At 36.6% G+C, this 18,756-nt stretch carries 11 protein-coding genes; 5 read left to right on the top strand and 6 right to left on the bottom strand.

The genetic code is table 11. The features are described 5' to 3' along the window. Window positions 1-215 precede the first annotated feature (215 nt). The 4 genes from SAGCYANO_RS40520 to SAGCYANO_RS40505 form a co-directional block, all read right to left on the bottom strand. Window positions 216-2,096 (bottom strand): dynamin family protein, encoded by a 1,881-nt coding sequence (locus SAGCYANO_RS40520; protein ID WP_202225173.1) that lies wholly within the window; start codon window positions 2,094-2,096, stop codon window positions 216-218. Then, window positions 2,093-2,302, bottom strand: a complete 210-nt coding sequence (locus SAGCYANO_RS40515; RefSeq protein WP_202225172.1) for a hypothetical protein — start codon at window positions 2,300-2,302, stop codon at window positions 2,093-2,095. The genes SAGCYANO_RS40520 and SAGCYANO_RS40515 overlap by 4 nt, the downstream gene beginning before the upstream one ends. A 61-nt stretch (window positions 2,303-2,363) precedes the next feature. Beyond that, on the bottom strand, window positions 2,364-4,322 hold the full coding sequence (locus tag SAGCYANO_RS40510) for a dynamin family protein (protein WP_237397164.1): 1,959 nt from the start codon (window positions 4,320-4,322) through the stop codon (window positions 2,364-2,366). Window positions 4,323-4,423: 101 nt separating this feature from the next. Further along, a complete protein-coding gene (locus SAGCYANO_RS40505) occupies window positions 4,424-4,747 on the bottom strand; it encodes a hypothetical protein (protein ID WP_202225171.1) in 324 nt (107 codons plus the stop codon). A gap of 354 nt (window positions 4,748-5,101) precedes the next feature. On the opposite strand from SAGCYANO_RS40505, the gene SAGCYANO_RS40500 reads away from it, so the two are divergent. From SAGCYANO_RS40500 to SAGCYANO_RS40470, 5 genes are all read left to right on the top strand, one after another. Then, window positions 5,102-6,097: a hypothetical protein gene (locus SAGCYANO_RS40500; RefSeq protein WP_202225170.1), complete on the top strand. Its 996-nt coding sequence runs from the start codon at window positions 5,102-5,104 to the stop codon at window positions 6,095-6,097. A gap of 174 nt (window positions 6,098-6,271) precedes the next feature. Further along, window positions 6,272-6,760: a hypothetical protein gene (locus SAGCYANO_RS40495; RefSeq protein ID WP_202225169.1), complete on the top strand. Its 489-nt coding sequence runs from the start codon at window positions 6,272-6,274 to the stop codon at window positions 6,758-6,760. Window positions 6,761-7,150: 390 nt separating this feature from the next. Beyond that, on the top strand, window positions 7,151-9,727 hold the full coding sequence (locus SAGCYANO_RS40480; RefSeq protein WP_237397163.1) for a dynamin family protein: 2,577 nt from the start codon (window positions 7,151-7,153) through the stop codon (window positions 9,725-9,727). Window positions 9,728-10,121: 394 nt separating this feature from the next. Further along, window positions 10,122-13,574, top strand: coding sequence for a virulence factor SrfB (locus tag SAGCYANO_RS40475; protein WP_202225166.1), 3,453 nt, complete (start codon window positions 10,122-10,124; stop codon window positions 13,572-13,574). A gap of 280 nt (window positions 13,575-13,854) precedes the next feature. Continuing rightward, window positions 13,855-15,645 carry a hypothetical protein gene (locus SAGCYANO_RS40470; protein ID WP_202225165.1) on the top strand — a complete coding sequence of 597 codons (1,791 nt, stop codon included), beginning with the start codon at window positions 13,855-13,857 and terminating at the stop codon, window positions 15,643-15,645. Between the two features lie 432 nt (window positions 15,646-16,077). On the opposite strand, the gene cruG is transcribed toward SAGCYANO_RS40470, so the two are convergent. After that, window positions 16,078-17,250, bottom strand: a complete 1,173-nt coding sequence (gene cruG / locus SAGCYANO_RS40465; RefSeq protein WP_202225164.1) for a 2'-O-glycosyltransferase CruG — start codon at window positions 17,248-17,250, stop codon at window positions 16,078-16,080. A gap of 129 nt (window positions 17,251-17,379) precedes the next feature. Then, the gene (gene cruF / locus SAGCYANO_RS40460) at window positions 17,380-18,318 is read right to left on the bottom strand and encodes a gamma-carotene 1'-hydroxylase CruF (RefSeq protein ID WP_202225237.1); all 939 of its coding nucleotides are present in this window, start codon (window positions 18,316-18,318) and stop codon (window positions 17,380-17,382) included. Window positions 18,319-18,756: the final 438 nt, after the last annotated feature.

Raw genomic sequence — 18,756 nt, 5'->3', positions numbered from 1 at the left:
AGTTAATATCAAATCTGGATAATTACTATACCCAAGTCATTGGGACTGGAAGGGATTTAGATCCCCCCTAACCCCCCTTGGTAAGGGGAGAACCGCTTAAAAAGAAAAAGGGGGCAGCCTTTTTAAGGGGGATTTAGGGGGATCGTAAATGTACCTCATAACTGTGGGAATTGCTATAGCAAACTACGCTTAGAAAAAAATTAAACATACAATGTTTAACTTGATTTAGATTGGGCTAAAGCTATCTCGTTGTATTTTGCTTCTATTGTTTGAAATTGATCGGAAATATTATGTACGAAAGTTTGTAAACGTTTTTTCTCAGCTTCAGTGTTAACTGAAGTTTTTCTTTTCATTTCCAATAGATTCCCAAGAGATTTTTCTAGGGATTCAACATCCTCTCTCATTAATTTAGCTGACTTTTCATAGGGGTTAAATAATTCTCCAACTTGCTTTTTAAGAGCTGAGACTTCCTCTTCTTTTAGTAATTTTTTAAATTCTTCTTTGGCTCTTTCCTGCATTTTTTTCTGAAAATCTTTAGCTCGCCACAATCCTACTACTCCTCCCACAACAGCACTACCACCTAATAATGCCCATCCTACAACAGGGGTTAAAGCTAAACCAGCAATAGTTCCTGAGACTATATATGCTCCAGCAGCACTGCCTAATGCTACACCAAATCGTGATCCTGCAGCATCAGCTGTAGTTAATGATGATTTTTCTGATGAGCTACTTTGAGTAATTGAGAACCGGGGAGGACTCTCAATATTAAAACTTCCTCCATTAAGAATTTTCCTGACAACATCTCTTTTTTGACTGTAATCTTTTTTTTCTGTGTCAAATGAATTTCTTAAGGTCTCAATAGTCTCTGAGACGATCTGATTCCTTCTGTTGTACCAAATTTCCAACTTGTCTTGTAGATGTTTTGTTAATTTATTCTCTAAATCTTGGGTATATTGTTTACGCTCATCATCTTCAAGGCTGAATACTTCAGGCATTTTAAATTCTTCTTCAAAGTTTTCGGCTAATTGAGAAAAATATGTTCTATATTTTTTTGCCACTTCTGCAATACAGGCTTTTCTGTCGCTTATAATAGACTTCTCTAAAGTTTGGACACTTTTTTTCATAAGAGCAACATAAGGCTTAGTTTCCTCAATTTCTGCTTCCAATGTTTTTACCTTATCTTCAAGTACAAATAATCTTTCGTTAATTTTTGAAGTAACTTCAATTTCGGCAATTTTTGCTATGTCAACAGTTTGCAATAATTCTGTCATTAATCGCTCATGAATTAGAAAATCGTTAAGTCTTTTTTGAAATTCTTTAAGTCCAGTTCCGTCAATAGATTTTCCTTGCTCTAGATTTTCTAAAGCTGTTTTAGCGTATACATCAAATACTGTATTTCCCCACATTTTTGCAGCCTCATTTTCACTTATATCTAAACATTCACAGAATTTATCAATAAAAATTTCATGGATTTCTTCTGTCTCATCTTCTCCCACATTTTCCCATTTATTAATCAAGTAAAAAATCGGTCTGACTTGCTTTGTATTTTTGCTTTGTGGAACTGCACTTTCACCTTGTTCAAATTGTGACTGGTTTTCGCTATTTTCAATCTCTTTCTTAATTCCGAGTAACCTTTTTAGGTAATCTTGTTCTTGCTGAGTAAATTGTTGATCTGCTGCTAAAACGAAAAGAATTGCATGACATTCCTGAATATACGAAAATGTCTTTTTATTTTCTTCTTCTGTATGATTTAGTCCTGCTGTATCAATAAATTCTACTCCTCTTGATAAAACTTCAATTGGACAATAAAATTCAGCATAGTCTAGAGGATTTAGCCAACCTCCCACTGACTTAAATACATTCTTTATTTTATTTTTGACTTCTTTTGAGTTGAGCGTGTATTTCTTTTTATATTGTTCAAAATTCAAAGATTCTTGTTTACCATCTTTCTTATGAACTACTACTTTTTCTTGTTTACCATATTTAACAAAAGTAGGAATTGCAGTAGTAGCAGTTACTCCCATAGGTAGCACACTTTTTCCAAAAAAAGCATTAAGAATCGTACTCTTACCACGATTAAAATCTCCAATAATCAAGAAGCGAAATTTTCCATTTTTAGTCTTTCGATTTCTTTATCTAAATCATTTATGAAAGCAGATAATGCTAATTCTCCCGATGCTCCTTTATTTTTTGCTTGTTGTTCAGATTGAGCAATTATTTCAGCCATTCCTTGAAGTCGATCGGCAAACAAAGGACGAACTTTTGTTACTTCTAAGTTGAATCCAGTATTTTGATTTTGCATCGTCGTTAACCTCAATTATTGTTTAATTTTGATTACTTTCATTTTGAGAAAGTATAGATTTTTAATTTTCTTTAGGATGAAATTTATCGGACAAAAAGTTTGGTCTAACTTTAGATTTAGTTAAACTTCTTACTATTTCATTATACTTAGCCTCAATTATTTCCACTTGAGCAGAAATATTATCTTGTAAGGCTTGTAAATGTTTGATATTTGCCTCATGGTAAACCTCAGTATGTTTATGCAAAACTAATTTATCACTGACTTTTGAAGCAATTTCAGCTTTAACAATTTCTGCTATTTGAACAGCTTGTAATAATTTAGTTTTTAATCCTTCATTACTTAATAAATCATCAAGCCGTTTTTGAAATTCTTTAATTCCAGTACCGTTAAGAGATTTTCCTTGAGCTAAATTTTCTAAAGCTGTTTTAGCATAAACATCAAATACTGTATTTCCCCACATTTTTTCTGCTTCATCTTGATTTATGTCTAAACATTCACAGAATTTATCAACAAAAATTTCATGGATTTCTTCTTTTTCATATTCTTCAATATTTTCCCATTTATTAATCAAGTAAAAAATCGGTCTGACTTGCTTTATATTTCCGCTTTTTGGAAGTTCACTTTCACTTTGTATTAATCGTGATTGGTGTTTGCTATTGTCAATCTTTTTCTTGATTCCGAGTAATCTTTTTAGGTAATCTTTTTCTTGCTGAGTAAATTGTTGATCGGCGGCTAAAACGAAAAGAATCGCATGACATTCCTGAATATATGAAAAAGTTTTTTTATTTTCTTCTTCTGTAAAATTTAATCCTGCTGTATCGATAAACTCGACTCCCCTAGATAACAATTCAATCGGACAATAAAATTCAGCATAGTCTAGAGGATTTAGCCAACCTCCCACTGACTTAAATACATTCTTTATTTGATGTTTTACTTCTCTTGAGTTAAGCGTGTATTTCCTTTTATATTGTTCAAAATTCAAGGATTCTTCTGTACCATCTTTCTGATGAACTACTACTTTTTCCTGCTTACCATATTTTACAAAAGTAGGAATTGCAGTAGCAGCAGTTACTCCCGTAGGTAGCAAATTTTTTCCAAGCAAAGCATTAAGAATCGTACTCTTACCACGATTAAAATCTCCAATAATCAAGATTCTAAGATTACCTATATCTAGCAGTTTATTGATTGATTCTTGTAATGTAGCGACAAGAGATTGACAATTAATTACACCTTCTTGCTGTTCAAATTCAATAATAGTTGTAGCTATTTTATCTAGTCGTTCAGCAAACCAACAACAATAAACTTCAGTTGCTTCCAAATTTAGCTTAGAGTTGCCTTTAGGAGCTAATTTTTTCTTGCCTTTTATTTCGTCGAGGTTACGCTCTAAAGATAGTACCGACTTTTCAAGTTTATAATAGTTGGCTTTGTTAGAGTTCTTTTGAGCTAGAAAGTCATAAATCTCATTTACCTGAAGTGATAAAATCTCTAGTTCCTCTTCACTTTCTAACTCAAATTGTTGTAAATTAGGACGAGTTTCAAAACGATATAAATGATAAAAAGAACTTAACAAACCAATGCCTTTAGCTAAATACTTACTGACAGTATCTTGCAAATTTAGACTATATTCACCCATTTGCCGATAAATATCAGGATTGTCAGGTTTTCCGACAGGAAGTTCAAGAGGGAAAAACCTTAAATTTAGGCTTGTATAACTATCCTGTTGCTCTGGCAATAAATTCCAAAAAGTAATATGAGGGTGAATTCTTTGGACAAATTGTTGAGCTGAATGAACCCCTTGAATTGTTCCATGTACTAAAATAATAGGAACATCAGAAAGTACACTATAAATGTAATTTATATCCCGATCTGTTTGATATAAAGGTCGCTTAAAATAGCCATCCTGCTTAGATGCTAAATTATGCCAACTATAAGAAGTATTAAAAGAGGCGCGAAAATCAACATAGCCACCCTGTTCATTTTTGTCTTTAGGTTTAGTATCATCCCAAAAAGGAGATACCAAAATGATTGGTAAACCTGTCTTTTCATGCAACCCCTTTATAACTTGATGAGTTGTCTCTATCCCATCAAAAAAAGGACTGTTTGCATCTTCTCTAGCTAAATCTATAAAAGCTTTTTTATGGAAATAGAATAACTTGACTTTAAATGTTCAATGATTTGTTGTTCATTTATCCTAATCTCAGAATCTATAAAGGATTTAGTTATGCTCTGTTCGTATTGTTTTTCTAGTTCCTTTAAACGAAACTGATGTTGTGTCTCTAGTTCCTGTTCTCGAAAACGATGAGCTTGTGGTTGTATGGTTTTGTAGTCAACCCATTTTCCTATGAGGTTACTTACAGCAATACCCACAGGATATGCTAAACATCCTAATAAGGGATTCATGTGGTTCTCATTTTGATTTGTAGAAGGTTGCTCTAAGGAAGTCATATAAAATCTGAACCTTAAGATTTCAATATTTTAGCAAAGAGTAAACGAGAATCGTGGTAAAATGTTACTTTTTTTAACTAACCCACCATTTATAATTCAAAGCACTATAATTAAAGCAAGCATATAGAGGCAAATGTATGAAAGGGTCAATACTTACGCACAGACACTAAATCCAGTGAGGGCGAATGGCATTCGCCCCTACAGATAGCGTTTCCCAGGTGAAGCATGGGTAAGTCCTAAGGATATAACTTTCTGTAATTGCAGAGGGAAGTCCAGAAATATTTTTGCCTGCCAGAATTTTTGATATGGAGTTTTACCACCATGAATATTCCTAATTTGCAGAATGCATTTTCTATGTCCGATCAATCTGATGAATATTCAGATGAAATATTAGATGATTCTAGCCACTTGTCATATCAAAACGATCATTTATCCTCGCCGAGTTCAGGATATCCCGATCGCCCAGAGTATGGCATACCTACTACGGAGAATATTTATGAAAATCACTCACCGTACTCCTTTGCAAATGAGTGGAATGATTATGAAAGAGGAGAATTTGATAATAACTATAACTCTCCTTATTATGGAGAAGACAACGGTTACTACCTCCCTACTAGCAATCAGCAAGAAACCGAAACACAAGATTTGAATTATGCACTGGATAACCATTCAGACAACTTTTCCCCTTACTCTATCAATAGTACACGGGTAAATTATGCACACAGTTCGGAATATTCCAATCAATATAGTTTAGGTTCCTTCCAAAATCCCTATATAAACCAACCGCAACTTCAAAATAATTCTAGTTCAGAAGACAGCGATACAGACGATGACAATAGCGGAAATAGTAATCTATCTCAAAATGGAACTCAAAATAGTACTCAGACTTCTATAGCAACAATAGGGTGTAGTGTTGGACTTTCAACTTTTGTGTCATGGGGAATCTCTGCGATGAATGGAGAATCAAACGTTACACACAATCATGTATTAGGTAGTACATTTAATCTAGAGGGAAGCACTATCATACACGGCGATCAAATAGAACAACAAGGCAGTTTTGGTATAGGTATTAGTTTAGGAGAAATTGAGCATCAAAACACTAACATAGGTGTAGGTTATAACAACGGAAAAATCAACACGGATACACTAACTGAAAATATTTACGAAGCTCAAGAAAAAACTTTAGCTGAAACAACACCAGAAATGCAGGAATTCTTTCAACAATTAGAAAAATTCAACTCTATAGAAACCAAGATACCTAACTTGACATTTCCTAAAGAAATTGAGATGTTTAAAAACAATTTCGTACACAAAGAACAAATTATAAGAGTGTGGAAACCACATCTGTAGAGAATGATATCTAGAATCCTCCAACGACAATTGGTATAGTTTTCAATGTTGACATTGAACTCTCCAGGACAGTATTTTGTCCGGTAAATTCCCGACAATTTTGAGAGGTTATCTGAAACTTCCCTACAGGTTAGAAACATAGAAATTGATTATAGTTGTTCAACTAAACACAATATGACTGAAAAATCAAATAGTACACATCTAGAGACAAGCATTATGGAAAACAATAATTCAAAAAATACCACTATATACGGCGGCCAAATCAAACAAAAAGGCGGTTTTGTTACAGGTGTTGATAAAAGAGAAGGTGAGAACCAAAACGCTAATAACACTAATGTAGCTGTAAATTTGAACAACGGAACAATCAACGCTGATACACTAATTAGAAATATTAACGAAGCTCAACCAAAGAATTTAACTGAAACAGCAGCAGAAATTCAACAACTTCTCCAACAATTAGAACAATCAAACCCTACAGAAACCACAGCAGACCAAATGGCAGTTGTTGCTCAAGCTGTTGAAATTGTAGAAAATAATCCCAGATTAAAACAGCGAGTAATAGGAGCATTAAAATCATCAGGAATACAAACATTCAAAGAAGCTCTCAATAATCCAATTGCTAATATTTTAGTAGCAGCTTTTCAAGGTTGGATTAAACCATAACTGTAGTGACTAGCAATATGCGATCGCTATTTTTAAGATTTCTCTACTGTATCTCGCATCATAAATCTGGCGATCGCAGGGAACTGAACCCAGATTGTAGGGGCGAATGGTATTCGCCCTCTTTAACAATTACAACACTTACTCACTAACAATAAATATAGGGTTTTGTGCGTTACGCTACCGCTAACACACCCTACCAATAGCACTCATGCGTAAGTCCTGAATTACTAATTACCCATAAACTCTACCTCTCCATTTTTTACGAGTTTTCATAGCAGATAAAAATATCTGCAAAACTGCCAAAGGATCTTCTAAAGGAGATAACCAAAATAACCAAACTTGCTCTACTAATTTTTGGATACATATACGGTACTTGCGATTTCTAGAAAATTGGTAGAAAATGGTATTAAAATATGTCAAAAAAACTATCCAATGGTACAAGAACAACTGCACCGACTCAAAGAATATGGAGATTCCATTATCCAAGGGATAGATTCATTATCCCAACAACAACCCCTGCCAGATTGGATACCCGGAGAGCTTAACAACAATTTACAAAAAGTTGAACAAGCAGCCAAAAAAACTATTGAACTTGCATCTTCCCCAGTAAAAATTGGTTTAATGGGAGAATTTAGTAGTGGGAAAACCTTATTACTCGGAAGCTTAATTGGATACGCTGATGGTTTACCAGTAAGTGAAAATCCTACCACAGGAAATGTTACAGCTATTCATCTAGACCCAGTTCAGTCAGAAGACTTGCACAAGACAGAATTTGGGGAATTTACGATTAAATATCTGTCTCATAATGAGGTCAAAGAATGTCTGGATTATATGCTTGAAGTAGCAGCAGAGAAAGCGAAACAATCTCCAGATCCCCTCAAGAAATTTACTACTACAAATATAGATATTGACGGCATCCTGGGATGGTGTAAACAAACCTGGGGGGCGAGTCAAAATAAAGAATTACGTTCTCTGCTGCGGGAACTGGTAGGATTTTTGCTTGCCTATAGAGTTTATGGCCAGAATATCTGCGATCGCCTCTATCAAGTTGATATGGCCACAGCTCAAGATGGACTAAAATTAAAACTCCCACCAAATGTTCTGGAACTCGACTTTCAAGAGTTAGTCGTTTCTCCTCAACCTTGGCTAAATCCTGCTAGACCATCTGCTCAAGACCTAAAAAACAGTTTCTCTTTAATTCGTCGGATAGATGTCACAGTTAAAGTCTCAAAACAAATCTGGGATTTGTCCGCTCTAGGGGAAAATCAAGAGTTTGTTTTGCTAGATTTTCCCGGACTAGGAGCAGCTAATTCTGGGGTGAGAGATGCTTTCCTGTCTTTGCGGGAACTCAAAGAAGTACAAACAATTCTGCTATTGTTGAATGGTAAGCATCCAGGGGGAGAAACTGCGGATAAAATTAAGAGTATGATGGAGAAAGACGGCGGGAGTCAAGACCTGAAAGACAGGATTTTAGTGGGAGTGGGTCGTTTTAACCAACTACCATTATCGGAGGGGGATAAGGAAACTCTTGAGGATTTAGCTGAGGAATTAGCTCTACTAAAAGAAGAAGATGTGCTAGACGAATTGAATGTTCTAAAGTTGACGATGACAGGTGCTAAAGGTTTGACTACTAAACCAGAGAGAGTTGTACTATTGTCGCAAATGTCATCTTTGAAGGAGTTGACAAAACTTTCAACTACTTTGGAAGTATGTTCTCAAGACTTTATGCGGGAAATAGAAAGATATCAGGATGACATAGCTCCGACATGGGAAAAGTTGGCTGAAATGTTAGATTCTAGTTCAGCGGGTGTTTTACAGCGACAACTAAAGGATTTTGTATATGATGGAGGTGTAAAGAGGTTGCGTTCGCTAATTATAGACCATGTAAAAGCTTACGGTTTGAAGCAACTAGAAGAAGATACTGGTCATCAAGCTCGTGTTTGTCAACAGCACCAGAATGAACTAAAGGGAGTATTAGAGAAAATTCCTGAATATATACCAGATTCTGACAGTCAAACTTTTATTGAGCTTTCTCAAACTATTGAAGAAGTTTACAATGTCTACACTCGTTTGAGAACAGATTTGAAGAAGAAAACACTACAAGATGAGATTACTGAGGTAGTGAAAGAGGAAGTAACTAATGAAATATTCTTTAAATGGAATGAGTGGAGTTTACTTTTTGATAAAACCAAGGATGGGATAGTGTCTATAGAAGATGAGGAAATAATAGATTTTGGTTATGATTATGAACTAGAAGATGATGAGAAGACTCCCTCTAAGAGTGAAGATTTTGAGTTAACCTTTAAGAATAGTGTGGAAAAACTGGAGAAGTTGGCTCGCGATCGTATTAAAGAAGCAGTTACAGAACTATTCACTAAATTATCTGGAGAACTCGCACCTCAACGCCAAAAACTTCAGGAAATTTTGCCACTTGACATGAGAGAGGAAATCAAGAAAAATATCAGGGAAAATTTTGGTAAAAAAGAAGCAAACTGTTTTACAACTCTCTCCCAGGTTAACGATCTAAGTCAATATTGGAAACCGTTTGTTCTTCAGAAAAGTAAGCTTGAGGATGATACTCTAACTATAGATGCTGATAGCATATTTCCTCTAGCTCGTGCAGAAAAAGAACATCAAAAAGGTCAAGTGTTTGACTGGAATCCTGACAGAAGAGAAAGAGACCAGACTGAACCGAGATCATTTAACAATCAAATTCTAGTGCTAAGATTACGAAATGAAATTAATAATTCTTGTATGCAGCTACAGCTAGTAGAATATGTAGGGAAGATGACTAAGAAAGTGAATGATATTTTGAACAGGATTCTAAATCAAGAAGTTCCCCGCTTAAACGCTATTTCTAGAAACGAAGCACTGTTGAAGTATATAGCAGCAGATGAGTTAGAAACTAAAACACCTCTGTGGTTACAAAATCTATCTCAAATTGCATCAGTTGAAGTTAAGCGATAGGTATTTTTAGGTAAGAGAGTATAAACGGTCGGGCAAGACCAGTAAATGTCTGTGGATGAGTGACCGCCGAAGTTAGGGACGTTGCATAACAAAAATGCGAACGTTCCTACACATAAAATGTAACTTATTCGTTTTATATCGGTTTTATCAGCAGAAATAACTAAAAAATAAGGTCTCAGGTTTCCCCTTTTAAGGGAATAAAAAAATAAACTGTAGTAATTTACTGTTGATTTATGCAGCAGCAGGTTAACATATTATTATCTGTTAAACTGCAATATTAATTGACATCGATCTATCCCCCCTAATCCTCCTTTGAAAGGGGGTAACAAGAAAAAAAAAGGGGATAGGGAGTGCGGGTTTCGTGCAAACGTAAAAATAAAGAGGAAGATAAATAATGTCTCTAAAAATTGAACTACTAACAAGTTTTGTCTTAAAAACTCAACCAACCAACAATGAACTATTACTACTTCCGGTCATTGAACTAACTCCTTCAAATGACAATATTCCCCATATATCTATTGTTAGTATATCTGTTGAAGGACAACCACCAGAACTGGCAACAAAGATAAAATCTGCTTACAGTCAAGTTATGGCGAATCCACCAATTAAAGTTTCAGCACCTCAAAAATTAAAACAATATAATTGCGAGTTAGAGAAACCTCTAACTACAGATGTTGACTGTACTTTAAAAGTAGAAGTTGAATATTTTGATTCTGATGCTCAGGGTAATCCTCAGCTTTCCCAACCCCAAAATTTGCAAGCTAAGTGCCACATTATCTCTCATTCTGAAAGCTCAACTCAATCAACTACAGCTATTCCAACTCAATCACCGACAGTTGCTCCAAGTTCATCACCTACAGTTACTCCAAGTTCATCACCTACAGTTACTCCAAGTTCATCACCTACAGTTACTCCTTCATCAGAAGGCAAGCATCCTGGTTGGTTAGCAATTGATTTTGGCACAAGTAATACAACTGTTACCTTATTCGATCCTAAAGTTCAAGTATCTCCAAAGCATTTACCAAGAGAACAAGAAATGAAGTTGCGCAAAAGTTTAGCTGAGTGGTTAAATAACAAACCAATAGATACTAAACCAGGTGTAGTTACACAAGATTGGGAAAATGAGTGGAAAAAGTTAATAACAGAAATTAGCAGGGAATTGCCAAACATAAACGATACCAACCAAAGTAATCTAGGAAGCCAAATCTTTTTAGGAACAGATATTAAATACTTATTGGAAGGGATTCGCCTTATAGAAGTTGGTCTATACCAACGTAAAGAATGGTTTCGCCGTTCTGCTAGTAAAGCACTTAATCGTATTTATCACGAAGTGTTTCGGGTTCCACCGTTGGAGTGGCAAAGTTTAATTCCAGTAGAACTTGATGAAATTACCAAACTTAGCGAAATTCCTAGCGAGTTAGAAATAGAAAGTATTGAATCAGATTCAATTAAAGTAATTATGGGAAGACGATCTAAACAAAATAGATTAGATGCTATCGCTCAAAACCAAGACATAACAGGTAAATTTCACCACTCACCCAAACGCTATCTAGGTCAACCTAGCTCGCGACTAATTAATGTCAACTTAGATGGCAACAGTAAGGAGATTAAAGCAGAAGAACTGGTGCAATCTGCTTTTCGTTATCTGATTCAATCAACTTCAGAGTATTGCGCTCGCAACTCAGATCGACTTTCTGAAGGTCGCTTTAATAATGCAGTGATTACTTACCCGACTATAGCACCTCCCAGAGTGCGCCAGGAAATCAAAGAACTGGTGGAAAAACTGGGTATTAAGAATGTGGAGATGGCTTATGATGAAGCTGTATCCGTAGCCATCTTTTTCCTATGGCGAGAGTTTGGTGGAGACTTGAATGTAGGGATTGAATCTTTGAAAACCAGATGTCGTCGCTATGGAGACCAATGGACGCAAAATATTTTAGTGTTAGATATTGGTGGGGGAACTACCGATTTAGCTTTAATCGACTTCACACTTGAAGAGATAGAAGTTTTCAAGGGTGATGAAGACCGAGGTTCTGGAGGACGCTATTATAAACTGACTCCCCAACTTTTAGGTTCTTCTGGTCATTTACATTTGGGTGGGGAACAGATTACTCTCAATATATTTCGCTTGCTCAAGGTTGCTATTGCCGATTGTTTGCTGACAGCGGTGCAAGCAGGAAATATTCAATCAGATATATTGACAAATCAGCTAAATGACCTGAATGAAAAATTCCTGAATAATAATAAGTTTGAAAGTGGCAATTTATTAGCTTTTGTGGATAAGGATAATCCGGAAACTGATGCTACTTATAAGGATGCTTTAGATACTGCGAATAAAGTGTTACCAACTCGCTGGAAAAATGCAAAATCATCAGCTCCTCAGCAAGTATTTTACACTCTTTGGGAATATGCAGAAGAGGCTAAAAAATCAGTATTGGCCAAGGGTAAAACAGATGAATTTGTGGAACCTACTTTTGTGTTAGAGGGGCAGAAAATAACTGAATTATTGGCGTCAACAAATTTAGAACTACAAGGTGATGGAGTTAATAATTTAAGTGTAAGTTTAACTTTAAGTCAGTTAGAAAAAGCTGCTAAACCTGTAATTAAGGAAGCAGTTGGTATTGCTAAAGGGTTGGTAGAAAGTGGTTTGTCAAGACAAGAAAAATCTCAAAATTCTGATGAAAAAGAACAATTAGATTGGTTGATTTTGTCTGGAAAAACCTGTGGTTTTTATTTAGTAGAAGAGGAACTTTATCAAGAATTTAATAAGTCTCAATCAGAACGTTTTATTTGGAACTCAGAAAAAATTACTTTTGTCCCAGAATATACTAAGTTAGCAACTTCCGCAGGAGCGTGTTATGCTCAAAACCTACGACAATTCATTTTTGATCCGAAAGAATCTAAACCATTGCTCAGAAAAGGGGCAAACCAACTTTACATTGATGTCAAAAATTTGCTTTATTTTTTGCCATGTTCTTTTACTCTGAGGACTATAGATGGTAACTTAACTATTTTTAAAGCAGGTGAACAACTTTATCAACTTGACGCCAAAGAGTCAGTAGCGAGAGTACGCAGCGAACAACCCGATGGAAAACTCTATGGAGCACAATTAAAAATTGTGATATACCGAAAAGATTTTGAAGATAAGGAAGAACAACTATGGGGTAGTTATGATTCTCAAGAATTGCAAAAAAATTTGGAAATGACAGAAAAGGAATTTAACAGCAAAATTAAAGTTGAATTTGAAATTGACCAAGAACTAAATATTAAGTTATTTTTCTGTCAAGGTAAACCCCACTATTTAATTTCTAATTCCGATAATATTTCCAGTCTTAATGCTGCGGACGTTACCAAAATTTCTCCACTAATTTCTGAGGGTAGAGTGATGTGCAATATTGCTGTGAATGTAATTGAGTCTGCAACAGCAATGAAAACAGATGCTCATACACTTGTATTTGATAAGGAGAAAGATTATAGTCAGGGTCAGGAAGTTTTTCAATATGATGGCGACAATAATTCTCCAGAAATTGGGATAATTAGTCAAGCTTTACCTCCAGTTCCTTTGAGTGGAGAATATAGTTTTTATTTCCAATCCCCCGATCCAAATACCGATAAGTGGGAACTTATTGGGAAGTTGAAACCGGAGACTAAAACTGAATATCCTTGTGACTATTATGTGAGTTTGGATAGTAAGGGGATTTTACGATTACATCAGGGAACAGTTCCCTATTGGAAATCGAATAAGTGGGAATGTCTAAAGCAGGAAGGATATGTTTTTGAAGATGAGTTGCAATATGAACCAAATAAGATAGAAGAAAAGAAGAATCCATTTTCGGGAATACATTAGAATCAGTTATCAGTTATCAGTTATCAGTACGTGTTTGAGACAATTACAGCAAATTCCAAGCATAAGAAGTACAGTTCTTAAAAATTAAATGTTCCCAGTGCGAGCATCTTGCTCGCTTTGGGGTGTACCCCACCAAGGTGGAACCCGTTGTATCTGAAAACGCAACTGCTGATAACTATTAGACATCTCCTCCAAAAGAGGGAGTAGGGACGTTGCATACAACATCCCTACAGAGTAGGGTCAAATAATTTTAGCAAACTGTTGTAGAGAAAATATTTTTATGGAACACTTGAGTAATTTATTAAATAAAAAAGATTCGGATTTATCGTGGGTACTGCGTTTGAGTTTGCGGGGAATGGCAGCTCAACTCAAAGAAGCGATCGCCAAATACACAACAGACTCAGGAGTACAAGAATGTCAAGCATTACTAAAGGAACTTGATTCACTTTTGAAACCAACACCAATAAACGAAGAGAAAATTCAAGAAACTAAGTTCGATAATGTGTTGATACCTATAACTCCTCCGTCTGAGAATGAAGAGAGTTCACCAGGGAAAACTCCACTTGAACCAATACAAAATCAGGAGAAACAAGAAACTAACTCCTCAGAAACAAACGATCTGTTGCTCCCTATATCACCAAACCATGGGTTGGAACCAATACCATCTCCCCCTGAAAATGAACAGAAACTAATTCCTCTCCAGGAAGTTTTGCTTGCTGACAACAAAATAAAAGATTCCGATTTAGGGTGGGTACTGCGTTTGAGTTTGCGGGGAATGGCAGCTCAACTCAAAGAAGCGATCGCCAAATACGCAACAGCTCCAGGAGTACAAGAATGTCAAACATTACTAGAGGAAATTGATTTACTTTTGGAACCTTCATTGGAACCAATACCATCTCCCCCTGAGAATGAATTGAAACTAATTCATCTCTGGAAACTTTTGCTGACTGACAACAAAATAAAAGATTCAGATTTAGGATGGGTAATGCGCTTGAGTTTGCGTGGAATGGCAGCTCAACTCAAAGAAGCGATCGCCAAATACACAACAGCTCCAGGAGTACAAGAATGTCAAACATTACTAGAGAAACTTGATTCACTTTTGGAACTTTCAGAAGCAAACAATGGGTTGATACCCATACCACCAAAAGAACCGTTGTCACCTATACCACCTCCACCTGAGAATGAAATGAAAATTCGTCTCCGGGTAGTTTTCCTTACTGACAACAAATTATCAGAGTATGTCGGTTCAGTTGAGTTAAATAGCAACAATGTTTCTGATTTGTGGCAGGAACTACAATGTCTGCTGCTGCGACTTCCAGGAGTAGAGACAAATAGATTGCAAAACCAAGCTTTGGAGTTAGCATTGAAAGTGGGAGGTGAGAAAGAAGAGCGATCGCTTATCCCACTACCTTCTACTAAAGATGAAATATTGTATCCCGGTCTCACTGGTAAATTGAAAGCTCAAGGTTTATGCTTATCAACTCAGGAAAAATTAGACCCACGACTGACACAGAAAAATTTACCAGAGGAACTGTTGTTCCTAGCGAAAGTTATTTCTTTATATCTTAAATTTATTGAACTCGACCCCCAAATACATCATGCTTTGAAAGCAGTCGATCGCTTTGGTGTGAGGTGTTTGAGTTCAGACTCAGAGCAAAAGTCTAAGTATATTAATGCTTTGATCGACCGTTTCCAGTGGGCAGTAACTACAGAAGAGAGTGGTGATATCCTGAAAATTCTGGAAGCTAGAATAGACCTAGATGAAGCGATACATTCTTTAGTGTATGTACCACCAGTTCCTCGTGACTCTTGGTGGGGAAAATTGCAAAAGGAATGTCGGGATACACTAGCTGTTATCAGCACTCGCGCTCAAAATGCTGGTTATCAAGTGAGAATTCGTCCTTTATGGGGGTCTTATGCTGATATTTTCAGTTATTCCCAGAATAAGAATAATGATTTAGAACGCGATAGCGGGGGAACTCCAGGGGAAGTTTTAGCTTGTTTGCGAGTATATGCAAAGATTCAAGAGGAAGTATTGCCAGGTAGAGTATTGTTTAGAGGTCAGAGGTAGCAAAACGTTCCAGAATTGACATCCTCCCAACCCTGCTCTACTCTCCACCGGAAGGGTTAGGGGTGAGTTGTCTCCAGTATCGCTGTCTCCTACCCTTACCCTTAACGAAGTCAGAAGTCAGAAGTTAACCCACCCCTAACCTCTCCGAGGAGGGGAAATAGGGGATTTGAGCAACTCTCCAAAAATATTGCGCCTTAAAAGGCGGGGTTTTATATCAAATCCGTTTAATTCGGCACGTAAAAAATGTTCCATCTTCAACCATTACCAAATATTTCTCGATATTCCCCTCCTCGGAGGGGTTAGGGGTGGGTTCCCATCTCCCCATCCCCCCATCTCCTCATCTAATTACACCGATGCTACCGGATTTGATATTAGACCCATATTATTTTGATAAAACTTTTTCAGCAAACCCTAATTATTAATTATTAATTATTAATTATAAACTCTACCTCTCCATTTTTTAGGAGTTTTCATCGCAGATAAAAATATCCGCAAAACTGCAAAAGGATCTGCTAAAGGAGATAACCAAAATAACCAACCAAATTTAGCTTTACTCAAATCATAAGCAGGAGCGATCGCTAACAACAAAGCAAATCTAATTAATAGTAAAAATAAATTTAATCCAAATAACAAAAACCTGGAAGACAAAGAAATATCAACAGGCAAACTCAACAATAAATAACTCAAAACTATCAACAAAGGCAAACCCTGCGTAGCTGACAATAACCACAGGTCACTCCAAACTTGAGCAGTAGGGGAAGCATCCTTCAAGTCAAGCGATCGCCCCCACTCCTGCCAAGTTTCTGCCATACCCTCATACATCCTGACCTGCAAAACCTCCGCCCCATCCAAAAACCCCACCTTAAAACCTTGGGCAGCAATATTTCTAGCCAGAGTTACATCATCACAAAAAGAACCCTTAGCACTGCTATAACCTCCCACTTCTGACAACACCGAGCGCCGACACAAAAAACACTGACCATTGGCCATAACTCGTTCCGGCGTTTGTGCCCCGGTGCCCGTAGGTCCAAATCTATAGACCAACGTTATGAGTAAAGCAGGTTGTAGCCACAGCTCTCCTGGATATTTCAGAATAAACTGTGGCGACAGGGAAATCAGGTCATAGTTTTCAGCCTCTGCCTTTTTGACCAAACTAGCGACCAACCCTGGGTTTGGTTGAATATCTGCATCTACCCCGAGAAACCATTCACTCTCTGGAGAGCTTCTCAAAAAGCCTGTATGCAAAGCCCACGGACGACCTACCCATCCAGAGGGCAAAGGGTCGTCCGTAATTAAGCGAAACCTTGGGTCTGTTTCTGCCTTAGTTTTGACTATATATTGAGTATCATCTATCGAATTACTATCAACGATAATAAATTCCCGCACTTCATAACTTTGCCGACTCAACCCCAGTAAACAGGGAGTAATGCGAGTGGCCTCATTAAGAGTTGGTATGACAACAGTTACTTTACCTACTAATTCTGGTGTGGGTGAGTCAGGTTTTAATGGTGGTTGGCGAGTAGGACCTTTAATGAGACGCGATAGTAAGATAGCTGTTGCTGGTAGTTGCAACAGTAGAATGACAAAAAAAAAGGCTTCAGGCATGATTTTGGATTCTATTGGGCAATATTTTAGACTCTATATTATTTCTCAAACAAAGCCAAGAATTTATTTTTTCAAATACCTTTACCCCTGGTGTTCTTTCTAAAACCTAAAACTGATATAACTTTTGAGTTATTTTACAGCCATATTTACCTGTGTGACAGCTACTTTTACCTCATCATCACTCACAGCATTGTCGAGGGACATATCCACTTCACTGAATTGATTAGCTGGAGATATCCACCACAGGGCGATCGCTGGAATTACCCCTACCACTACACTCAAACAAGTAGGTAATAAGAATCTGCTATCTAGTGCAACGACAGTAATTGTTGCTCCAAAAGCAAAGTTAACTAAATAGGTAATGAGTGGCAGATTTAACTCTTGACGGGACAATGAAATTGTTTTCTTGCGCCAAAACCAAGCAGCTACAGACATATATATTGCACCTGTACCTACCCATCCTAGTAAGTTGCGGTAAGGCATACCAAAGAAAGAGCCTTCCTCTTGAAATGTCCAAAACGGAAATGGTGCCTGACTCATGGCTGGGTCAAGGACTAAGTCCCAAGCTGTTAGAAGCACTGCTCCTGTAGCGATCGCTCCTACATGACGTAACCAAGAGCTAGAACTCTTGACTTGTAAACCACAACGAGCTAGTAAATAGCAAACCAATCCCATATAAAACCAAGATAAGGGAATAGTAAAAGGTACTAAACCTGCAATTTTGTATCCTAAGCCATTCAGGTAAGCATAATCTCCAAAAGGAAAACCCGTGCTAGTGCCTAATAGTTCACTACTCAAAGATAGAAACACAGAAGGCAGCATAAAAGCCAGAGTTGTACCTATTCCTAAGTTCCTCATGCTATATAAGGCAACTGCTAATGCTCCAAAGATAATATAAGTTGCTCCTCCTCCTGCCATGCTCCATTGGAAAGCAGTCTGTCCTACCGGAGGCAAGCTGATAATAATTTCAGGATTAGGTAGAACTATTAACAGACCTGCTAGTCCAAAAAATGTTGACAAGATATGTACAAGTAATAGATAGCGTTCGGCAATCATAAGTTGCTTCATAGAAGTCCTATTTCTGAGGTCAAAAATCACTAATTTTTTAGTTTTGTGTTCTTGCGAAAATAGTCCAAATCTATTCTGTGCATCAGCAGCAGAAAGTTGGAAGTATTTTTTCTTAGTGGGACTAATTTTTTCGAGAAACCAATCCTGCAAAACACTACCTATTAGTTTACAAATCTTTACAAGAAAAAGAACCAGAATAACTTATATCTTTTGTTTTGCTTTGTATTTTTAAAATTTATTTTAATAAATTCTCATAAATTAAAGCTTTTATTACCATACTTGATAACATATGTCAATCATTATAATGGTAATATTACCAAATATTCTACTCTGCCCTAACCAAGCCAATATTAGGTACTTGATACTACTTTTAGATTTCTTCTATAAAAAATAGAGTGATGATGAATTAAATACAATTCGTTTTTTCCTACTGTTGCC

This window comes from Okeania sp. KiyG1 (assembly GCF_014132355.1).
Classification (GTDB): domain Bacteria; phylum Cyanobacteriota; class Cyanobacteriia; order Cyanobacteriales; family Microcoleaceae; genus Okeania.
This window is presented reverse-complemented; position numbering and strand designations above follow the sequence as displayed.

Coding starts and splice junctions, on each gene's coding strand:
- SAGCYANO_RS40515 (WP_202225172.1), bottom strand. CDS start 2,302: ATGCAAAATCAAAATACTGGATTCAACTTAGAAGTAACAAAAGTTCGT.
- SAGCYANO_RS40505 (WP_202225171.1), bottom strand. CDS start 4,747: ATGACTTCCTTAGAGCAACCTTCTACAAATCAAAATGAGAACCACATG.
- SAGCYANO_RS40500 (WP_202225170.1), top strand. CDS start 5,102: ATGTCCGATCAATCTGATGAATATTCAGATGAAATATTAGATGATTCT.
- SAGCYANO_RS40495 (WP_202225169.1), top strand. CDS start 6,272: ATGACTGAAAAATCAAATAGTACACATCTAGAGACAAGCATTATGGAA.
- SAGCYANO_RS40475 (WP_202225166.1), top strand. CDS start 10,122: ATGTCTCTAAAAATTGAACTACTAACAAGTTTTGTCTTAAAAACTCAA.
- SAGCYANO_RS40470 (WP_202225165.1), top strand. CDS start 13,855: ATGGAACACTTGAGTAATTTATTAAATAAAAAAGATTCGGATTTATCG.
- cruG (WP_202225164.1), bottom strand. CDS start 17,250: ATGCCTGAAGCCTTTTTTTTTGTCATTCTACTGTTGCAACTACCAGCA.
- cruF (WP_202225237.1), bottom strand. CDS start 18,318: ATGAAGCAACTTATGATTGCCGAACGCTATCTATTACTTGTACATATC.